Origin of the sequence: Arcobacter iocasae (assembly GCF_042214795.1) — a bacterium.
Classification (GTDB): Bacteria; Campylobacterota; Campylobacteria; order Campylobacterales; family Arcobacteraceae; genus Arcobacter; species Arcobacter iocasae.
Genome location: NZ_CP090177.1, coordinates 2285884 through 2305407, shown reverse-complemented (window position 1 = coordinate 2305407; position 19524 = coordinate 2285884). Strand labels below are relative to the sequence as shown.

The window sequence follows — 19524 nt, the reverse complement described above, 5'->3', positions numbered from 1 at the left end:
TGAAGGCAAAGCTCCCCTACAGTTATATATTTATTTTCTGCCCTGTAAAACTCGCTAAAGAGTTCATTTAGCACTCTTCTTAACGCTCAAACAGTTTCGGGCGTAATCGAAAATAAACATCTAACTTCCGGCTTCATCAAAGTCTGGAAAAAAGAAAACAATAAGGGAAGGAATCAAAATGAGCTTCGTAGCCATTAGTAGTTTTGTTTATTTTGTCCACACAAAGTAAAAGAACCGAATACCGTTAGGTGTTTATAAAAAATAAAATAAAGTTTCTATAATTTGGTTTCTACTATTTAATAAGCTCACTTATTCCATATATAAAAAGCACAATCGAAAGCAACAAAATTGAATAAAGACTTCTTTTACTGAATATAGCTTTCTTGATATCTGAAAATACTTTTTTTTCATTTTTCCCAAGTGGTTCTAAAATTCTAAAATTTCTACTGTATATTTTGGCAAGTATATCTATACTTATCAAGACAGATAAATTACCGAAAATCATAGAGTTTATACAAGATATAAATATTGCAAAATATTTATATGTAAAAACTTCTACAGTAAATATACCAACATGATTTGTAATAGTAGAATTATCCATCCAATAAAATATAAATCCAAAAAGTATGATTATATAAAATATTAGCATTATAGGATGAAACCAGCTACCTGTTTCTTTAATAGATATTATTTCAAAGTTATATTTAGTATTTTTAATTATATTTAAATTATACAAATATAAATTACTACAAACATGAAAGGTATATAAAAATACTATTATTGCAATAATAAATGAATATGAGTATATAAATTTAATTGTATAATACTCCTCTCCAATAGATTTAGTATAAAGAGAAATTTGTTCTATATGTGCAAAAATATTTCCTATATAATCAGCATACTTTTTAAATATATCAAGACCTAGTATCATATCTTGATTTAAAAATAATAGAGGTAAAAATAATATAATATTAAGATACCATATTCTTTTAAACTTATTTTCTAAAAGTTTTTTTTCATTAAGCACTCTTATCCTTCATCAAATTAGAATAAACTACAAATAAAACCGAATCAACCTACCCTCAATCTCAACCCTAGAAAAACTAAACTCCTCTTTTATCCACTCAAAAGTTTTTCTTTGATACATAAAAATATGAGTTGGGTCATTTTTATAATACCACTTATCAAAATCTATACTTTCATCATAAATATCTGTCATAAGATATAAAATTCCAGCATCTTTTAAAAGTGATTTTAAAAGAGTAAATTCCTTATTTGGCTCTTGAAAATGCTCTATAACCTCACTACTTGTGATGTAATCATATTTTTGTTTTAGAAGTGTTTTATCATCTAAATAAAATATATCATAACCATATATTTCATAGGCATTGTCTTTAAGTACTTTTATAATTGCAGAATCTTTACCACAACCAAAATCAAGCCCAATACTGTTTGTTGGATTATCATTTAAAACTGAGTTTGTAATGGGAGAGAGGAAGTTTTGGTATCGTTTATCACTTGAGTCATTTTTATGTTTTTCATAGATATTTTTTTCAGCTTCACCTATTAAATGAAATTCTTTTGCTTTGAATACTCCAGCACAACACTCACATTTATAGTGAGTGTTTTTATAAAAAAGCTTTGCAAGACTATTGCATAAAGGGCAAGTCATTTATGCAAAGACTCTTTTTGTATCTATTTTTTTAATCTCCGAATAATTATCAAGATAATCCAAATATGCAATTAAATATTTTCTACTAAGTTCAAATCTCTCTTTGAAGTTTGCTATTTCTATATAACCATCTACTTTTATGATACTTTTCATAGCTTTTACTATATTATTCAAACTTTCAAAATGTATGAAAAGATTGTGTTGTAGTCTTATTACTTGTTTTTTAGAAGTTAGAGCTTTTAAGATATCATCACCTAATTTTCTATCAATATCCAAATCATCATAGATATTATAAGGAGCAGTAGGAGAAATATCTTCTTCTTTTAATCTATTTAAAACTATATCTTCTAAATCTTTTAGAAAATCCTCTTTAATATTGGCATTTTTGTATAGATTACCCTCTTTTATTAAAAAGTTTTCTTCTTCTAATTCATCTAAAACACTGTCTATAAATAAAGCACTTGCCCATTTTACTCTTAAGGCAATAGAAGCATTAGAAAGCATCGCATAAGCATTTTTTTCATATACATTTTTTATATATTCTTTTAACTCTACTTTTGTAGCATTTGGATAAATAATTAAGTCTTTTTCATCCACAAATACCTCATCAAGATTTTTAGCAAACGCTAAAGCCTCTTCATGACTTAGAGCAAATCTTTGAGTTGAAGAGATTATTCCAAGACCTTTTCTGTGAGCATTTAGAAGTTCATAATAAGCACTTGTAAAATCACTTTTTTCTAAGGCTTCCAAAAGTTTTCTTTTTTGATTTTTCTTCATGGGATCAATTATAGGGTTTAAAACTTTTCCCCCACATATCGTTTCATTTCCATTTCGCAAGATTACTTTCTCACCAAAAATTGTATATAATTTTTCTGTTGCTTTTATTGTAGCAAAGCCCTCTTCTAGTGAATCTATTGAATCAAAAAGTAAAGCTTTTATCTCTATTTTTTTTGCACCAATAAAAAGACTGTATGCCTTGTTGTGTAAAAGTTTTTTATCTTTTAGACAAGAAAAAGAGATATCAACTCCATCAAATCCTCTTACATATCCTCTTTTAGTAATCAAATCACCTCTAGTTATACTTTTTACATCTATATTTTGTAAATTTAGTGCTGCTCTATTTGATATATTTGCTTCTAAGACATTGTGATTGTGTACTTGTATATTTTTTAGTTTTGTCTCTTTTTGAATTTCACTGATAAATACTTTTTCATTTAGTTCAACTTTTTTTCCTAAAACAGTTCCTGTTACAACTGTACCAATACCTTTTGGTGAAAATACTCTATCCACATAAAATCTAAAGAAATTCTCTTCTTGTTTAGTATTGTTTTTTATACTAAAAAGTTGATTTTTAAGTTTTTCAATTGATGATTCATCATATATAGAAACTTCACTTACAAATATTATTTCAAAATCAAAAGTTCCCAAGAACATCAATATTTGTTCTTTTTTTAAAGCTAACTCTTCAGGACTTACTAAATCTTTTTTTGTAAGGACAATTATTAACTCTTTAAGTCCTAATAAGTTTATGATTTCTATGTGTTCAACTGTTTGAGGTTTTATCCCCTCAGCAGCACTTACCACTAACATAACATAATCAAATCCAAATGCTCCAGCAATCATGTTTTTAACTAACTTTTCATGTCCTGGTACATCTATAAATGCTATATTTTGTTGTCCCTTTGTAAGATTTGAAAAGGATAAATCAATAGTGATTCCCCTTTGTTTCTCTTCGTTTGTATCATCACCTTCAAAACCATTTAAAGCTTTTATTAAAGCTGTTTTACCGTGATCTATATGTCCTGCTGTTCCTATAATGATATTTGACATTAACTAAATACCCTTTTTATTATACTTTCTATTTGTTCTATCTCATCTTCTTGAATTGTTCTAAAATCCAATAATACTTTTTCATTCTCTATTCTAGTTATTAGATTATTTTTTCTCAATAACTGCTCTATTTTATTTGGTTTATAATCTTTATACTCTAATGTTAATGCAATAGTTGGTATCTTTTTATTTGGAGTTGTTCCTCCACCTATAAGTGTTTGATTTTTTATTACTTCACATTTACAAATAGTATCTATTAGTGTTTTTAGTTTATTTGCTCTTTTTTGTAAAACTTCTATTTTTGTATATAACATATTTAGAGTAGGAATATTTTCTAAGTCATCAGTTAAATATGAATTTAGTGTATCTTCAAGTATTGCTAAGGTGATTTTATCAACCCTTAACATTCTTAATAATTGATTCTTTTTGATTTTTGCTATTAGCTCTTTTTTACCTATGATTATACCTGCTTGTACACTTCCTAAAAGTTTATCACCGGAGAAGCTTAAAAGGCTAGGATTGTATTCCATGATTTTTAAAATAGAAGGTTCAGCACTTGATAGATTAAAAGGTAAGTCAATCATATGTCCACTTCCCATATCATAATAATCTATCACCTCATTTTGTGAAGCTACTTTTACTATATCTTCAAAAATAACATCACTAGCAAAACCTTCAATAGTATAATTTGATTTATGTACTTTCATGAGCATAGAAGTATTTTCATTGATAGCGTTTTCATAATCTCTTAGGTGAGTTTTATTTGTAGTTCCAATCTCTTTTAAAACTGCCCCACTTTGAGCCATAACTTCTGGAACTCTAAAGCTTCCACCTATTTCTACAAGTTCGCCTCTACTTACTACTACTTCTTTGTTTTTTGCAAATGTATTCATGATAAGAAAAACTGCACTTGCATTGTTATTTACAACGATTGCATCTTCACATCCAGTTAAAGCTTGTAGTGTTTTTACTATGTGAGCATATCTCTCACCTCTTTGACCTTTTTTTAAGTCATATTCTAGATTATTATATGAAGTAGCTATATCTATAGCCTTTTCTAAACTTTGTTTACTCAATAAACTTCTACCTAAATTTGTATGTACTATTATTCCTGTAGCATTTATAACTTTTTGTAAAGAAGGAGATACTAACTCTTCATATGTTTTAAGAACTTCTTCTACTAATTTATCTTCATTTATTTCGCTAACATTCTTTTGAAGTATTTCACTTCTCAAGTTCTCAATTACCACTTGAGATATTTTAGTAATTAAGTTAATTGAATATCCATCAAAGCTCTTCTTTGATACAAATTTATCAATCTTTGGAATAGATTTAAGTAAACTCATTTTGACCCTTTCAGATTGTTTTAAAAATATTTAATGTAAGATTCATCTCTTACTTTGGGAGATAAGTGTACCTGGTGGGCACCACAGGCTTCAACCCTGATTGACGGTTTATGTGTAATACGCCGTGGGAGGTTCGATTCCTTCATCTTCTCGCCAATTAATAAATCATAATTGGTGTTACTCCTCTTGGAATAACTTCCCCTATAATTGCAGCATAACCATAAGTTAACTCTTCTACTTTTTTTATATACTCTTTTGCATCATCTTTATCCATAGCAACTAATAAACCACCTGAAGTTTGAGCATCACAATACATAAGTTTACATTTATCTGTAGCACACATTACAGTCATCTTATCTTCTAGATATTTTAGATTTCTTTTTGTTCCACCTGGAACTACACCTTGCTGTGCTAAATCATAAGCATCTTGCATAACTGGAACTTCACCACAATGTATTGCAAATGTAGTAGTAGGGTTTGTTGACTCAAAGGCATGTCCAATAAGTCCAAATCCAGTAATATCTGTACAAGAGCTCACATCATATTGTCTTAATATTTTTGATGGTAAATAATTTAAGGTCTCCATTACTTTTATGGCTTCCCTTGTTGTCTCATCACTTAATAAATCTCTTTTAATAGCTGTAGTTAAAATACCCATTCCTATTGGTTTGGTAAGAACCAATACATGCCCTATTTTGGCTGTGTTATTTCTATATATTTTGTTTGGGTGAATCATACCAGTTACTGATAATCCATAATACATTTCAGGGCTTTCAATAGTGTGTCCACCCATCAAAACTCCACCGCACTCTTTTATTTTTTCATTTCCACCATTTAAAATTTCTGCTAATACTTCTCTACCATGGTTTTTTGCATCAAAACCAACTATATTCATAGCCGTTTTAACTTCAGCTCCCATAGCAAAGATATCACTAAGTGAATTTGCAGCAGCTATTTTCCCATAAATATAGGGATCATCAACAACTGGAGTAATAAAGTCAAGTGTTTGTACTAAGGCATTATCTTCACTTATTTGATAAACACAAGCATCTTCACTATTTTCAAAACTTACCAAAACTTTTTCATCTGTCGGTCTAAGGTTACAAAGAGACTGTTTTAGATCACCCGGACCCATCTTTGCAGCTCAACCAGCAGCTTGAACAAATTTTGTTAATTTATATCTGTTGTTCATTATTTCCCTTGTGAATGCATTTTGTGGATTAGTTTATATTAAATAGAGAATATCACATTTTATGTAAACCCAACCCATGAGTTAATGCAAATTAATTGCAGAGATTATATCTTTTTTTAGTTAAATATAGATTTAACATATAGTAAAGTACTTTTTACTTTTTAAGCTTTTGTTTATTAATAAAGGAATATAGTTTTATTTAATAAGTATATTTTAAGGTTACTATCTATCTTAAATAATTTACTTTTAATAGTCTAAGGCTTAGACATACATGACTTAAAAGTTCTTTTATAATATTTCCTTTTTTTTCATGTATAAATAATAATTATAATACAAGGAAAAACTTATGAGTGTAGAAGAACACAGAAAATTACTTTCAGAAATTAATGTTGATGTTGATAGACATGCAAAAATGATGAATATGGGACTTGAGTCTTATAAAACTCAATTTATGTCTCAAAAAAATAGACCAGAAGCTATGAAATACTTTGATTGGTTTATGAGTGAAATTCAAGGTCAAAGAATCGCTGAAATCAATGAACTTAGAAAGCAAAAAAAACCAGCTGTTGGTGCATTTTGCATCTTTGTACCAGAAGAGATAATTGTTGGAGCTGGTGGTGCATGTTTTGGTTTATGTGGTGGAAGCCCTGCAACAATAGCAGATGCTGAGACTGAACTTCCAAGAAATATCTGTCCTTTAATCAAATCAGCTCATGGATTTAAACTTCAAAGAACATGTGCATATACTCAATCTTCTGATTTCATATATGGTGAAACAACCTGTGAAGCTAAGAAAAAAACATGGGAAATCCTTAATAAACATCATCCAGTACATGTTATGAATATTCCACACATGAAAAGAGATAAAGATTTAAAAATGTGGAAAGAGGAAATAGTTGAGTTCAAAGAACATATTGAAGAAGTTACTGGAAAAAAACTAAGTCTTGAAGAGATGTTAGAAGGGACAAGAATTATAAATGAAAAAAGAAAAGCACTTTTAAGACTTGATTCACTAAGAGGATTAAATCCAGAAGTTATGCCAATAACTGGAAAAGATGCACTATTTGTAACTCAAATGGGATTTTTAGATGATCCAAAAAGATATACACAAAAAGTAAATGAACTTTGTGATGAATTAGAAAAAAGAGTTGAAGATAAAATTTCAGTATTTGAAAAAGATACTCCAAGACTTATGATTTTAGGAACTCCAATTGCTCCACCAAATTGGAAACTTCATACTGCTGTTGAAAGTTCAGGTGGCGCTATTATAAATGAGGAATCATGTATTGGACATAGATATTATAAAGATAATGTAGACCTTGATAATATCAAAAATGAAGATGACTTGATGGAAGAACTAATGAAAAGATATAGTGCAGTTGACTGTGCATGTTTTACTCCAAATACACCAAGAATTGATAAAATCTTAAAAATGTACAAAGATAGAAAAGCTGATGGAGTTATATATTATACACTCTCATTTTGTCATACATATAATGTAGAATCTTTCCTAGTAACAGAAGCTTTAGAAGCAGCTGGAATTCCTTGTTTAGTGATTGAATCAGATTATTCTCCTGAAGATGCAGGACAAATAAAAACAAGAGTTGAAGCTTTCTTAGAAAGTATCTCATTTAAGAAAAAAGCAAATAAGCTAAAATCAAAAAGCTAATGTATTGGGGAGTTGATGTTGGTTCCACATATACAAAAATATGTGGAATCAATGAAAAAAAAGAGTTAGTTGAAATGAGTGTTATTCCAACGATTGTAAATCAAGATGAAATAGTAAAAAAATATCTAAAAGATAAAGATATAAAAATGCTAGTTTCCACAGGATATGGTCGGCATATGATAGAAGAAACCTTCTCATGTCCTGTAATAAGTGAAATAAAAGCACATGCAAAAGGCGCATATTTTTTTAATAACAATGCACAAATGGTTATTGACTTAGGTGGGCAAGATAGTAAGGTAATATTACTAGATAAAAGCGGTGGTTTTGTTGATTTTAAGATGAATGACAAATGTGCGGCTGGAACTGGCAAGTTTTTAGAAATAGCCGCAAACAGAATGGGTCTAAATCTAGATGAATTTTCAAAAATTGGATTTGATGCCAATAAAAAATTATCTATTTCAAGTATGTGCGCTGTTTTTGCAGAATCAGAAGTAGTTTCACTAATTGCAAAAAGAGAGAGTGCTTCAAATATCTGTTATGCTGTGCATGAATCAATAGCTTCTAGACTTGCCTCTATGGCTAGCAAGTTTGCTTGTAAAAGTGAGATAATACTTTTTACAGGTGGAGGAGCGTTGGATAGTTTTTTAGTAAACCTTTTATCTGAAAAATTAGAAAAAACTATTCTTCCATCTAAACATCCTCAACTAACAGGAGCGATAGGTGCTGCTCTTTGTGGATATGAAATTTATAAAGAAATATAAGTTTAATCAACAGAGAAAATCTCTGCTGATTGGATTAATTAAAAAGAAACTATATTTTCACTTAGAAGAGATTTTACAGTATCCATTGCATTTCCTGCAACTCCAACTTTTAAATCATCTCTCTTATTATAATAATCAAGGCAAGTTCCACAAGAGTAGATTTTAACACCTTTTTCTTCTATTTTTTTCAAAATAGCAACAATTTCATCATCTTCATCAGCTGTAGTTAAAAGTACAGCACTATTAACACAAATAATAGATTCTGGTGTATTTTCTTGTTCTATAATAGCACTTAAAAAGCCTTTTATTAACATTGAACCTAATTCACCTTCACCCACTTTATCTGATTTTAAAAAAAGAGTTTTTTTAGAAGTTTTCATTTTATACCTTTTTGTATACCTATTCCATAGGTTATTTCAAAATATTTTACAACTCAATTTGTTAAAATGTGTTTAAGCTAGGTCAAATATTTTTTACTTTTTAAGCACATGTTTATGAAGCTTACAATAACATTACGGGATAAATATAGTTCAAGACCATAGGTTATGGTTTGAGTTAATGTGAATTTATTTACTTTATCTCTTGATAGAACAAAACACTATTAGAGGTTATTACCCATGCAAAGAAGAACATTTTTAAAAGGTTCGGCACTACTTACTACAACTATGCTTGTAAGTCCAAGCTTTTTAAGCGCAAAAGAGACAAATCCTTTTGGAATCAAAGAAGGAACTAGAAAATTTACAATTACAAATACATTTGAAATCAAACCAAGTGATGAAGAGACTCAATTATGGGTTCCACTTCCTTTAAATTCTACTTACCAAAAAGTTGCTAATTTAAAATATGAAGGAAATTATAAAGAAGCTTATATAGCAAAAAATGATTATGATACAAAAGTACTTTATGTAAAATGGAATAAAGGGACTGAAAAAAGAGTCTTAACTGTTAAAATTGACATGGTAACTATGCAAAAGATACATAATCTAAAACTTGCTAAAAATGACATGAACTACCCTAAAGATGTTCAAAAATTCTTAGAAGGAACTGCTCATATTCCTGTAAGTGATAAGATGAAACTATTTACAGATAATATTATCAAAGATGCAAAAACTCCACTTGAAAAAGCTCAAGCAATTTATGATTGGACAGTTACTACTATGTATAGAGATAATAGTGTAATTGGTTGTGGAGTTGGTGATGCTAAAAAAGCAATTGAAGAAAAAATCTATGGTGGAAAATGTACAGATATTAGTTCTGTTTTTGTAACACTACTTAGAAATGCAAACATTCCAGCAAGAGAAGTATTTGGAATAAGAGTTGGTAAATCAAAAATTGCCAAAGTTTGTGGAAAAGCAGATGCAAATGGTTTAGCAAAAATAACTGGTGGTCAACATTGTCGTGCTGAATTTTACCTAAGTGGTTTAGGTTGGGTTCCAGCAGATCCAGCTGATGTTACAAAAGTAAGACTTGGTGAAAAACTTACTAATGAAGATAAAAAAATAAAAGATGTTAGAAAATTCATGTTTGGAAATTGGGAAATGAATTGGGTAGCATTTAACTACGCAAGAGATTTCGTACTTAATCCAAAACCTGCACAATATCCACTTAATATGTTAGGATATCCATATGCAGAAAATGGAGAAGATCCATTAGATTACTATGATGCTAAAAACTTCTCTTATAGCTATATCTCACAAGAGCATAAGTGAATAAAATAAATATTCCGATAATAGGAGCAGTACTAACTGCTCTTTTATCAACACTATGCTGTTTGCCAGCATTTTTATTTATATTTTTTGGAATATCAAGTGGAGTATTGACATACTTTACCGAACTAGATTTTTTAAGAATTCCAATGGTTATACTAACCTTTGCACTTTTATTTTTTGGAATAAAAAGATTAAAAAAGAAAATTTCTTGTAAATGCACAAAAAAACAAAGAGTATTACAAATTATCTTTACAACATTATTTTTTTCTTTAATCTTTTTTTTACTTTTGTACCCTGAACTAATACCACTATTTATGGAGTAATTATGAAAACACTTATTTTACTTATATCGTTATGTTCTTTTATTTTTGCTTCAAATATAAGCATAATAAAAGTTGATAAAATGCACTGTCCTTTATGTACTATTGCTGTTAAAAAAGCTATTAAAAAAGTTGATGGTATAGAGAAAGTTAGTGTTAAACTAAATACAAAAAAAGCAACAGTTATTTATAATGATAAAGTAAAACTAACTGATATACTAGCTGCTATTAAAACAACTTCATATGAAGGTGTTGTTATTTCAACAGCTAAATATAATAAATAAAAAAGCTTCACTTTTAAAGTGAAGCTTTTTTTGTGTGTTATTTATTTTTAATACAGCCATCAATACTATATTTTCCAGCACCTTGTAAAAAAATTGCTAAACATCCCATAAGATAAAATATCTGAACTTCCATTGCCCATGCACCAACTTCTGATAATGTAAAAAAGTCATTTAAATGTCCAAGAAAAATTGCCATAATTAATGTAAAGAAAATAATTATAGAAGCTATTCTTACTTTAAAACCTATTATTAACATTATGGGAGCAACAATCTCACCAATATATGCACCATAGGCAATAATAGTTGGTAGTCCTTTACTAGCCAATAATTCTTCTACAAATGATACACCATAATTTATTTTAGCTATTCCATGAAACAAAAGTAAAAACCCAACTGTAAATCTTAATACTAATTTTGCTACATCTGAATAATTACATTCTGAATTAATGCAAGAACTTTCATTATTTTTCATTTTAATCCTTTATAATTAAACTTATTCCTAATAGTTATAAGCTCGGAATAATATCAAGAGTATTCTTAGAAGTATCTTACTAGTAAATTACTTTTAAGTATACTTGCTTTAATTAATAATAAGGTATAATTTTTTATGAATTTAAATGAACTTAATACAGATATACTCGCCCATAAAAAAATAGTGCCTTCTCAACTTAGTGAAATAATAAATTTAACTTTTCCATTCTATTTTGCATACAATAAAATGCAAAAGAATATTTCTAAAATAGAACATGATAATTATAATTTAACTGATACTGAAGTCGATGCTTTAGTTACTATTTTAGCTCTGAGGGATGAGAAAAAAACAATTTCTCCCAAAAAACTAAGTGAAAAATTAATTTTTTCTTCAGCAGCAATTACAAAAGTCCTTAAAAAGCTAGAAGATAGAAAGTTAATAATAAGACTAGATAATAAATTTGACAAAAGAAGTAAATTAGTAAAAATAACTCCTATAGGAGAGGAAATTTGTAGAGAAGTTTTTAAAGATATTCTAACTTATGAAAATAGCTGTTTTTCAGTTTTAAGTGATGATGAAAAAGAGATCTTTCAAACTCTTTTTGTAAAAATATTAAAAAATATTTAAAAGCCATAGTTATGAAATAACTTTTATTCATTATAGTTTGTTTATAAACTCTCCAAAGTAGGAGCACAGAATCTATAAGTTTTATGTTGCACTTTTACTAAAATATTTTTTTCTGAAAGCTCTTTAAAGAGTTTTATTAAAGTTGGTTTTGAGATAGAGAACTCTTCCATGATATCTGTATATGAAGCTATAAACTGACTTTCATTGTCTAAATTATTTATAATATGTTTCACAATAGCTACTTGCTTACTATCTGTAATTGCAGCAATTGTTCTTATAACACTTCTACTTTTTTGTATCTCTTTTTGTTGAACAATTGGCAATAAAATATCATGCAAAGTATTGAGTAACTCTTTTATATTTATAGGTTTTACTATATAGTTTTCAACTTTTAATTTTATTGCATCAAGTAAATAATTTGTATCGGTATGAGCTGTTGTAAGAATAGTAGGAATATTAATATTTTTGCTTTTTATATGTTTTAAAAAATCAATTCCATTTTCATTTTCTAACAAAATATCTGAAATAATAGCATCAACTTTTTTATTTAACAAAATTTCCATTGCTTCACTTGAAGTTTTAACTGCATATATATTATTTACAAAATCTTCTAATACATCTGATGTATGTCTTAACAAGTTTTCATCATCTTCTAAATACAAAATATTAAAATCTTTTAAGATACCCAAATTTCTATTTTTCATTAATATCCCCATCATTTATTGGTATTTTAATTGTAAAAAGTGAACAATTATAATTTTTATTATCTTTGATTTTATGTACAACATTTTTATAAATAATTGAACCATTTATATGTTTTTCAATAATTTGTTTTGACATATAAAGCCCTATTCCAGTGCCTGCACTTTTATATTTTGTTGTATAATATGGCTCAAAGATTTTAGGAACAATCTCTTGTGGAATTCCACCACCATTGTCCAGCATATTTATAATTGCATTATTTTTATACTTATTAACCATAATTTTAATAATTCTATCATTTTTATCAACATTAGAACATAAAGCATCTTTTGAATTTGAAATAATATTTAAAAATACATGAGAAATTTCATTATAGTAACTATTTAGAGTAATTTTATCTTTTACCACAAGTTCAATCTTAATATTCTCTTTTGAAAGAAGATATTTTGACAACTCAATTGAGTGTTCAATACACTTTTCAATATCAAATTTTATTTTTGCTTTATCGGGTGAAAAAAAGTTTTTAAAATCATCCAAAGTATTTGACATATTATTAGCAAGTAATAAGGCATCATTTACTTTTTCATCTATAAACTCATTTGTGAGTTTTCCTAAACTCATCTTTGTTTGGAAACTTTGAACAATCATGGTAATTGAACCTAATGGCTGTCTCCATTGATGAGCTATATTATTAAGCATCTCTCCTAGACTTGCAAATCTTGCTTGCTGGAACATAATAATATCTTTTTTTCTATTTTGTGAAACTTCTTTAGATATTTTCTTTTCTAAAGTATCATTCAATTTTATCAATTCTTTTGTTTTTTCCGCAACATTTTTTTCCAATGAATTATTAAGTTTTTTAAAGTTGTTAGTAATAAAAATAGATAAAAGAATTGAAAATAAAAATACCACAAATATTGAAAGAATAGAAAATATTATAATTATTTTAAATACCTTTTGAGTATCATTTTTTTCATTTATAGCAATTGACAAATCATAATTAATCAAACTAGTTATATATATTGTTATAGCATTTATCTGTAAATTTAAATTAACTATTTGTTGACTATTAGGTTTATAATTTTGCTTATTTAGTATATTTTCTATTGATACCATTTTAGAATCAATATTTTTCATGATATTCTCTTTTAAAATCTCATTATCACTATTTATATTTCTAGTAATAATAAATTTTTTAATAAAAGAAGTGATTATTACATCAGAATGTTTATTTATATCTTTTTTGTATGATTCCCAATTTTTTCTAATTAGTTGTTTACCTAGAGATAATACACCCTCTGCTTGCTCAAAATTGAGATTTTTATTATCTAAATCTTTTAGTGTATCTTGGATATTTACTTTATATGTATCTTTTATATTTTCTAATTTTATTAGTGATTTTGTTCTTTTATTAAAAAATCTATCAAAATCTTCTTTTATAGTAAAAATTGATATTTGAGATAATAAAACAATACATACCATTCCACCAGCGATAATAAAAATCAAAAAATATGTCTTATATGAAAAACTTAATTTATCAAAATAAGCTAGTATTCTATTAAAAAAAGCTTTCATTATTTTATCTCTATAAATTTTTTATTCTCATATCTAAAAAGATATGTTTTATTTAATAGTTGGGAGTTTTTATAATTAATTCCAATACCATTTAAAATATCAGAGGGAGTATTTTTTAAAGTAGAAATTAACTTTTCCCTTGTTCTATCACCTTCTATTCTTAAAATAGCATTTACTAAAACTTTTGCGCTTAAAAATGACTCAAAAGAGATAAATCCTAACTTAGTATTTGGGTAATATCTTTTCATCAAAGTTTGATATTCAAGAACAACAGGAAGTGAGTTATCTGTATAACTTGGAACAACTTGAGAAAAAATAAGATTTTTAGTATTGACTTCATATTTATTTAACTCTTTAACCATTGCATTTGCATCACCAAAAGAGATGTTACAAAAAATAGTATTTTTAAAGTTCTCATTCTCTTTAGCTTTTTTTATAAAAAGTGCATTTGCCTGATACGCTCCTATCATTATTATAGCTTCTGGCTTAGCATCTTTTATTTCATTAAAAGCATGGGTTATAGATAAAGTATTTCTTTTGTATGAGCCCTCAGAGATTAGGGGTAATTTTCTTGCTTTTAAACTTTTTAACAAAGCAACATATCCCTCTTCTCCATAATCATCATTTTGATAAAAAACAGCTATTTTCTTTAAACCACTTTTATTATATAAATAATAAATTAAGCTTTCAATCTCTTCTTCATATGAACTTCTTAAATTTATAAAATTCTTATTTTCTTCATTTCTTAGAAAAGATGCTCCTGTAAATGGAGCAAAAAAAGGTATCTTGCTATCTTGTAATATTGGTAAAATTGCTTTTACCGTTGGAGTACCTACAAAACCAAATAAAGCAAAAACTTTATCTATATTAATTAATTTTTCTGTATTATCTTTGGTTAATTCTGGTTCATACTTATCATCATAAGTTAAAAAATTTATTTTTGTATCACCCAATATTTTTGTATCATTTGCAAATTTAAAATAAGAATTAGCACCAGAAATAACAGATTCTCCCCAAGATTTAATAATGCCTGTTTTAGGTAAAGATGAGCCAACTATAATGGTTTTACTATCATATGTATCAACTTTAACTATACTGTAAATAGAAAAAACAAGAATAAAAAAAAGAATAAAAAACTTAAGCAAATTAACTCCTTGAAATGAAATTATAGCATAAATTAAAACTTAAATTTAAATAAATTTATAAATATAATTAACTTTAATAACTAAATATTAATTATTTAAGAATAAACAAAGTTAAATCTAACTAAAATTGGTAAATTAATTTTTACCTTAAGGCATATGTTATGTGCAATTGTTTTTATTCATTTAAAACTAACAAACAAATTATTTTTTTAAAAACTAACTTAAAAAAACCACTTCATATGCAAAACTTATTCGTACATCAAATATTAATTAAAAAATTATTAACAATATTAAAGGATGAATATTATGAATACACAACAATTAAATAAAGCAAGAGCTCTTTACTATGGACTATTTTCATCTCTATTTTCTTTTATAGATAATACTGAGAAATATGAAAATATACAAAATACAATAAATCTGTTAAGTCAAAATCCACTAGATGAATATAGCGATAATGCTTTAAAAATGATGAAAATTTTTCTTCAAGATAAAGGACAGGAAGGATTACAAGAAGAGAACAATGATGTTTTTTTTAGTCCTAGTACTTCTTTTATTCCTACAACTGCTTCTTATTATTCAGAAGACAGAGATGATGGACAAAAAAGAGTTGAGATGACAAATCTCGTATTAAAATCTAAATTTAGAAAAGATAATGAAAACTTTAAAGAAGCAGAAGATCATGTAAGTTTTATATTTAGTTTTTTACAAACATTAATTGAACAGGATTTTTCAGAAAATAAAAATGACTTAGTTAATGATGTTTATTTAAAAATATTAAATGATGTAATTGATTTATTTATTGGAAAATTATACTCACATGAAAGTAGTGTTTTTTACAAAGAAACTGCAATTTTGTTGAAAGTTTTTATCGAACTTGAAAGAGCATATTTAAATATAAAAACAAACAATAATAAAGTTAGAAATGAAGAAGAGACTTATCATAGAACTAAAAAAAACTTTAAAAAAAAAGATAAAAGAAACTTTGACAAGCCAAAAAGTCTTTAAATTTTTATATTTAACCTTTTTTGGCTTGATATGTCACTTTAAGGACATTTCTATATGTAACCATTACAAATAAGGGATAGTTGAAAAAAGTTTACTTTTTTGAATTATCTCTTAATGAGAATTTATCTTGGGAGAAAAATATGAAAGAACAAAGAAGGAGCTTTATTAAAAAAGCTCTTGGTACAAGTGCAGTTATTGCTGCAACTGGTGTTACTGCGGCAATGGCTAGTAGTAATGAGAAAAGTGCTTCAAATGGTGTTGTGGTTGGAAAATCTCCTAAAAAAGAGATTTTATATAGACAAACACCTGAGTGGGAAGCTTTTTATAAATCAAGTAATTAAGGATATAGAATTATGGGTAAAAATATACTCGATAACTTATCTTTGAAATTAGGAAGAAGAAACTTTTTAAAACTAGCTTCTGTTGGTGCAGGAATTGGAGCAACTTCATTATTTGCTTCAAATGACAAAGTACGAGAAGCAACAGAAGAAGAAGTAAAAAATCCTTTCCCTGGTTCAAAGAAAGTAAAAACAATATGTAGCGTGTGCTCTGCTGGATGTGGAATTGTTGCAGAAGTACATAATGGTGTTTGGGTAAGACAAGATGTAGCACAAGATCATCCTATTAGTGAAGGAAGTCATTGTTGTAAAGGTATTGACCAAATTGATTTAGTTAAAAGTAAACAAAGAGTTAAATTTCCATTGAAAAAAGTTGCTGGTAAATGGCAAAGAATTTCTTGGGAAACTGCTATTAATGAAATCTCTGAAAAAATGTTAAAAATAAGAGAAGAAAATGGTCCTGATGCATCAATGTTTTTAGGATCAGCAAAATTTAATTTACAACAAGCTTTTTATTTCAGAAAGTTTGCAGCAATGTGGGGTACGAATAACATCGATCACGTAGCTAGAATTTGACATAGTGCAACTGTCGCCGGTGTGGCGAATACATGGGGTTATGGCGCTATGACAAATCATTTTGGTGATGTTGTCGGACACTCAAAAGCTATTTTTATGATTGGAGCAAATTCAGCTGTTTCAAATCCAATTGGATTTAAACACTTTTTACAAGCAAAAGATAGAAACAATGCAAAACTGATTGTAATAGATCCAGTTTTCACAAAATCAGCTGCAAAAGCGGATCATTATTTAAGAATTAGAACAGGTACAGATGTAGCATTTATATATGGATTATTACATGTTATATTTAAAAATGGTTGGGAAGATAAAAGTTTCATAGAAAATAGAGTATATGGAATGGATGAAGTTAGAGAAGAAGCTAAAAAATGGACTCCTAAAGAAACAGCAAATGTTACAGGTGTTTCAGAAGAACAAATTATTCAAATAGCAACTCTTTTAGCAAAAACTAAACCAATGACTGTTGTTTGGGCTTTAGGTATTACTCAACATAGTACAGGGACATCAAATACTAGAATTCTTCCAATTTTACAATTAGTACTTGGAAATATGGGTAAAAAAGGTGGTGGATGTAATATTATTAGAGGACATGACAATGTTCAAGGTTCTACTGATATGTGCTGTCTTGCTGATAGTTTACCTGGTTATTATGGATTAGGTGAAGCATCATGGAAATATTATGCAAAAGCTTGGGGTGTAGATTATAAATGGTTACAAGATAGATTTTATTCTCCAAAATGGATGAATGCAAAAGGATTTTCTTTAGCTAAATGGTGGCAAGGTGTATTACAAGAAGAAAAAACATACTCTTCAAGTCCTATTAGAGCTTTATGGGTTCAAGGTAATGGTATTACCTCTATGGCACAAACTGTAAAAGTTCAAGAAGCCTTAGATAAATTGGATTTATTAGTAATTGCAGAACCATTTGTAAATGAAGCGGCAGTAATTACAAATCAAAAAGACAATGTCTATATTTTACCTGTTGGAACTCAGTTTGAAACAGAAGGAAGTGTTACAGCTACAAATAGAACTTCTCAATGGAGAACAAAAGTAGTTGATCCTTTATATGAAAGTAAAACAGACCATGATGTAATGTTTGAATTTGCTAAAAAATTTGGTTTTTATGATGAATATACAAAAGCTATGAAAATGAAAGTTGTAGATGGTGAATTAAAAGAAGTTAAAAAAGACTTTGTTTGGCCAGATGATGCAGCAGATGAATTAGCAAGAATTGTAAAAACTATTGGTCTTGGTGGATGGACTGCAAAAAGATTAAGAGAACACCAAGAAAACTGGAATTTATTTGACCCATTGACTTTAGAAGGACAAGGGAAAATGAAAGGTCAGTATTATGGTTTACCATGGCCATCTTGGACAACAAAACACCCAGGAAGCCCAATTCTTTATGATGTTGATACACCAGTTAGTAAAGGTGGTATGGGATTTAGAAATAGATTTGGACTAGAACATAATGGAGTTTCACAACTACCAGATGAAAGTGTTTCAGTTAAAGGATCAAAAATCAAAGGTGGTTATCCAGAAATCACAAGAGATAACATAGAAAAAGTTCTTGGAATCAAATTAAGTGAAGATGAGAAAAGAAAAATTGGATCAAACTGGAAAACAGATATTAGTGGAATCATTCAAGAAAAATGTGATGAAGCAGGTGTTTGTGTATACGGAAATGCTAAAGCTAGAGCAAAAGTTTGGACATTCCCTGATCAAACTCCATTGCATAGAGAACCAATTCACTCACCAAGAATGGATTTAGTTACAAAATATCCAACATATGAGGATCAAAAAAACAACTTTAGAGTTGATGTTAGATTTAAATCAGAGCAAATGGCACAAGATTGGTCTAAAGAGTTCCCAACTATGTTAGTTACTATGAGAGTTGTAAATTTAAGTGGTGCTGGAATGTTAGAAAGAACTAGTAAATATCTTTCTCATATTACACCAGAAATGTTTGCAAATATTCATCCTGAACTAGCACAAAGTCATGGTATTCAAGATGGTGATATGATGTGGTTACATTCACCACAAGGTACGAAAATAAAAGTAAAAGCACACTATAGTAAAAGAGTTACACCAGATAGAATTGCTTTACCATACAACTTTGCAGGAGTTATGCAAGGTGTTGATATGAGTGCTAATTATCCAGAAGGAACTAAACCATATGCAATAGGTGAAAGTTCGAATACAATTACGAATTATGGTTTTGATATTATAACTCAAATACCAGAGTTCAATGCTGGATTATGTAAAATTGTGAAAGCGGAGGACTAGGAGATGAGTGAA

General features: G+C 28.0%; 19 protein-coding genes and 1 pseudogene. 10 read left to right on the top strand and 10 right to left on the bottom strand.

Annotated features, from left to right (window positions below; genetic code table 11):
* Positions 1-292: 292 nt before the first annotated feature.
* From LXN10_RS11535 to selD, 5 genes are all read right to left on the bottom strand, one after another.
* Positions 293-1027, bottom strand: a complete 735-nt coding sequence (locus tag LXN10_RS11535; RefSeq protein WP_375723157.1) for a hypothetical protein — start codon at positions 1025-1027, stop codon at positions 293-295.
* A gap of 27 nt (positions 1028-1054) precedes the next feature.
* Complete coding sequence (locus LXN10_RS11530; RefSeq protein WP_375723156.1) at positions 1055-1672, bottom strand: class I SAM-dependent methyltransferase; 618 nt, start codon at positions 1670-1672, stop codon at positions 1055-1057.
* The gene (gene selB / locus LXN10_RS11525) at positions 1673-3502 is read right to left on the bottom strand and encodes a selenocysteine-specific translation elongation factor (RefSeq protein ID WP_375723155.1); all 1830 of its coding nucleotides are present in this window, start codon (positions 3500-3502) and stop codon (positions 1673-1675) included. It lies immediately after the preceding gene.
* Positions 3502-4848 (bottom strand): L-seryl-tRNA(Sec) selenium transferase, encoded by a 1347-nt coding sequence (selA, locus tag LXN10_RS11520; protein ID WP_375723154.1) that lies wholly within the window; start codon positions 4846-4848, stop codon positions 3502-3504. The genes selB and selA overlap by 1 nt, the downstream gene beginning before the upstream one ends.
* Before the next feature lie 157 nt (positions 4849-5005).
* A complete protein-coding gene (selD, locus tag LXN10_RS11515; RefSeq protein WP_375723153.1) occupies positions 5006-6040 on the bottom strand; it encodes a selenide, water dikinase SelD in 1035 nt (344 codons plus the stop codon).
* A gap of 346 nt (positions 6041-6386) precedes the next feature.
* Between selD and LXN10_RS11510 the strand changes: the two genes are divergently transcribed.
* Positions 6387-7709: a double-cubane-cluster-containing anaerobic reductase gene (locus tag LXN10_RS11510; RefSeq protein ID WP_375723152.1), complete on the top strand. Its 1323-nt coding sequence runs from the start codon at positions 6387-6389 to the stop codon at positions 7707-7709.
* Positions 7709-8470 (top strand): acyl-CoA dehydratase activase, encoded by a 762-nt coding sequence (locus tag LXN10_RS11505; RefSeq protein ID WP_375723151.1) that lies wholly within the window; start codon positions 7709-7711, stop codon positions 8468-8470. The genes LXN10_RS11510 and LXN10_RS11505 overlap by 1 nt, the downstream gene beginning before the upstream one ends.
* 38 nt (positions 8471-8508) lie before the next feature.
* On the opposite strand, the gene yedF is transcribed toward LXN10_RS11505, so the two are convergent.
* Entirely contained in the window at positions 8509-8850 is a 342-nt protein-coding gene (gene yedF / locus LXN10_RS11500; RefSeq protein WP_375723150.1) for a sulfurtransferase-like selenium metabolism protein YedF, read from the bottom strand.
* A gap of 237 nt (positions 8851-9087) precedes the next feature.
* Between yedF and LXN10_RS11495 the strand changes: the two genes are divergently transcribed.
* From LXN10_RS11495 to LXN10_RS11485, 3 genes are read left to right on the top strand one after another with little or no spacing between them, the layout of a single operon-like run.
* Entirely contained in the window at positions 9088-10179 is a 1092-nt protein-coding gene (locus tag LXN10_RS11495; RefSeq protein ID WP_375723149.1) for a transglutaminase-like domain-containing protein, read from the top strand.
* Positions 10176-10502 carry a hypothetical protein gene (locus tag LXN10_RS11490; RefSeq protein WP_375723148.1) on the top strand — a complete coding sequence of 109 codons (327 nt, stop codon included), beginning with the start codon at positions 10176-10178 and terminating at the stop codon, positions 10500-10502. Before LXN10_RS11495 ends, LXN10_RS11490 begins: the two co-directional genes overlap by 4 nt.
* Positions 10503-10504: 2 nt before the next feature.
* Entirely contained in the window at positions 10505-10783 is a 279-nt protein-coding gene (locus LXN10_RS11485) for a heavy-metal-associated domain-containing protein (RefSeq protein ID WP_375723147.1), read from the top strand.
* Between the two features lie 37 nt (positions 10784-10820).
* On the opposite strand, the gene LXN10_RS11480 is transcribed toward LXN10_RS11485, so the two are convergent.
* Positions 10821-11255, bottom strand: a complete 435-nt coding sequence (locus LXN10_RS11480) for a DoxX family protein (protein WP_375723146.1) — start codon at positions 11253-11255, stop codon at positions 10821-10823.
* 135 nt (positions 11256-11390) lie between these two features.
* Between LXN10_RS11480 and LXN10_RS11475 the strand changes: the two genes are divergently transcribed.
* Complete coding sequence (locus LXN10_RS11475) at positions 11391-11882, top strand: MarR family winged helix-turn-helix transcriptional regulator (RefSeq protein WP_375723145.1); 492 nt, start codon at positions 11391-11393, stop codon at positions 11880-11882.
* A 41-nt stretch (positions 11883-11923) separates the two neighbouring features.
* Here the strand turns inward: LXN10_RS11475 and LXN10_RS11470 are convergent, their stop codons facing one another.
* From LXN10_RS11470 to LXN10_RS11460, 3 genes are read right to left on the bottom strand one after another with little or no spacing between them, the layout of a single operon-like run.
* The gene (locus tag LXN10_RS11470) at positions 11924-12586 is read right to left on the bottom strand and encodes a response regulator (RefSeq protein WP_375723144.1); all 663 of its coding nucleotides are present in this window, start codon (positions 12584-12586) and stop codon (positions 11924-11926) included.
* On the bottom strand, positions 12576-14159 hold the full coding sequence (locus LXN10_RS11465) for a sensor histidine kinase (protein WP_375723143.1): 1584 nt from the start codon (positions 14157-14159) through the stop codon (positions 12576-12578). The genes LXN10_RS11470 and LXN10_RS11465 overlap by 11 nt, the downstream gene beginning before the upstream one ends.
* Positions 14159-15304: an ABC transporter substrate-binding protein gene (locus LXN10_RS11460; protein WP_375723142.1), complete on the bottom strand. Its 1146-nt coding sequence runs from the start codon at positions 15302-15304 to the stop codon at positions 14159-14161. Before LXN10_RS11460 ends, LXN10_RS11465 begins: the two co-directional genes overlap by 1 nt.
* A 306-nt stretch (positions 15305-15610) precedes the next feature.
* Here LXN10_RS11460 and LXN10_RS11455 point away from each other — a divergent pair, with 306 nt between their 5' ends.
* The 4 genes and pseudogenes from LXN10_RS11455 to LXN10_RS11440 all read left to right on the top strand — a co-directional run bounded on the left by LXN10_RS11455 (position 15611) and on the right by LXN10_RS11440 (position 19512).
* Positions 15611-16312: a TorD/DmsD family molecular chaperone gene (locus tag LXN10_RS11455; RefSeq protein WP_375723141.1), complete on the top strand. Its 702-nt coding sequence runs from the start codon at positions 15611-15613 to the stop codon at positions 16310-16312.
* 80 nt (positions 16313-16392) lie between these two features.
* A complete protein-coding gene (locus tag LXN10_RS11450; RefSeq protein ID WP_375723140.1) occupies positions 16393-16653 on the top strand; it encodes a Tat pathway signal protein in 261 nt (86 codons plus the stop codon).
* Between the two features lie 12 nt (positions 16654-16665).
* Positions 16666-16908 (top strand): annotated as a pseudogene (locus LXN10_RS11445) (twin-arginine translocation signal domain-containing protein); the annotation flags it as partial.
* A 105-nt stretch (positions 16909-17013) separates the two neighbouring features.
* Positions 17014-19512, top strand: coding sequence for a formate dehydrogenase subunit alpha (locus LXN10_RS11440; RefSeq protein ID WP_375725343.1), 2499 nt, complete (start codon positions 17014-17016; stop codon positions 19510-19512).
* Positions 19513-19524: the final 12 nt, after the last annotated feature.

Bases quoted from the DNA above. Each gene is read 5' to 3' on its own strand.
- LXN10_RS11530 (WP_375723156.1), bottom strand. From the start codon at position 1,672: ATGACTTGCCCTTTATGCAATAGTCTTGCAAAGCTTTTTTATAAAAAC.
- selB (WP_375723155.1), bottom strand. From the start codon at position 3,502: ATGTCAAATATCATTATAGGAACAGCAGGACATATAGATCACGGTAAA.
- selA (WP_375723154.1), bottom strand. From the start codon at position 4,848: ATGAGTTTACTTAAATCTATTCCAAAGATTGATAAATTTGTATCAAAG.
- LXN10_RS11510 (WP_375723152.1), top strand. From the start codon at position 6,387: ATGAGTGTAGAAGAACACAGAAAATTACTTTCAGAAATTAATGTTGAT.
- LXN10_RS11505 (WP_375723151.1), top strand. From the start codon at position 7,709: ATGTATTGGGGAGTTGATGTTGGTTCCACATATACAAAAATATGTGGA.
- yedF (WP_375723150.1), bottom strand. From the start codon at position 8,850: ATGAAAACTTCTAAAAAAACTCTTTTTTTAAAATCAGATAAAGTGGGT.
- LXN10_RS11495 (WP_375723149.1), top strand. From the start codon at position 9,088: ATGCAAAGAAGAACATTTTTAAAAGGTTCGGCACTACTTACTACAACT.
- LXN10_RS11485 (WP_375723147.1), top strand. From the start codon at position 10,505: ATGAAAACACTTATTTTACTTATATCGTTATGTTCTTTTATTTTTGCT.
- LXN10_RS11480 (WP_375723146.1), bottom strand. From the start codon at position 11,255: ATGAAAAATAATGAAAGTTCTTGCATTAATTCAGAATGTAATTATTCA.
- LXN10_RS11475 (WP_375723145.1), top strand. From the start codon at position 11,391: ATGAATTTAAATGAACTTAATACAGATATACTCGCCCATAAAAAAATA.
- LXN10_RS11470 (WP_375723144.1), bottom strand. From the start codon at position 12,586: ATGAAAAATAGAAATTTGGGTATCTTAAAAGATTTTAATATTTTGTAT.
- LXN10_RS11465 (WP_375723143.1), bottom strand. From the start codon at position 14,159: ATGAAAGCTTTTTTTAATAGAATACTAGCTTATTTTGATAAATTAAGT.
- LXN10_RS11455 (WP_375723141.1), top strand. From the start codon at position 15,611: ATGAATACACAACAATTAAATAAAGCAAGAGCTCTTTACTATGGACTA.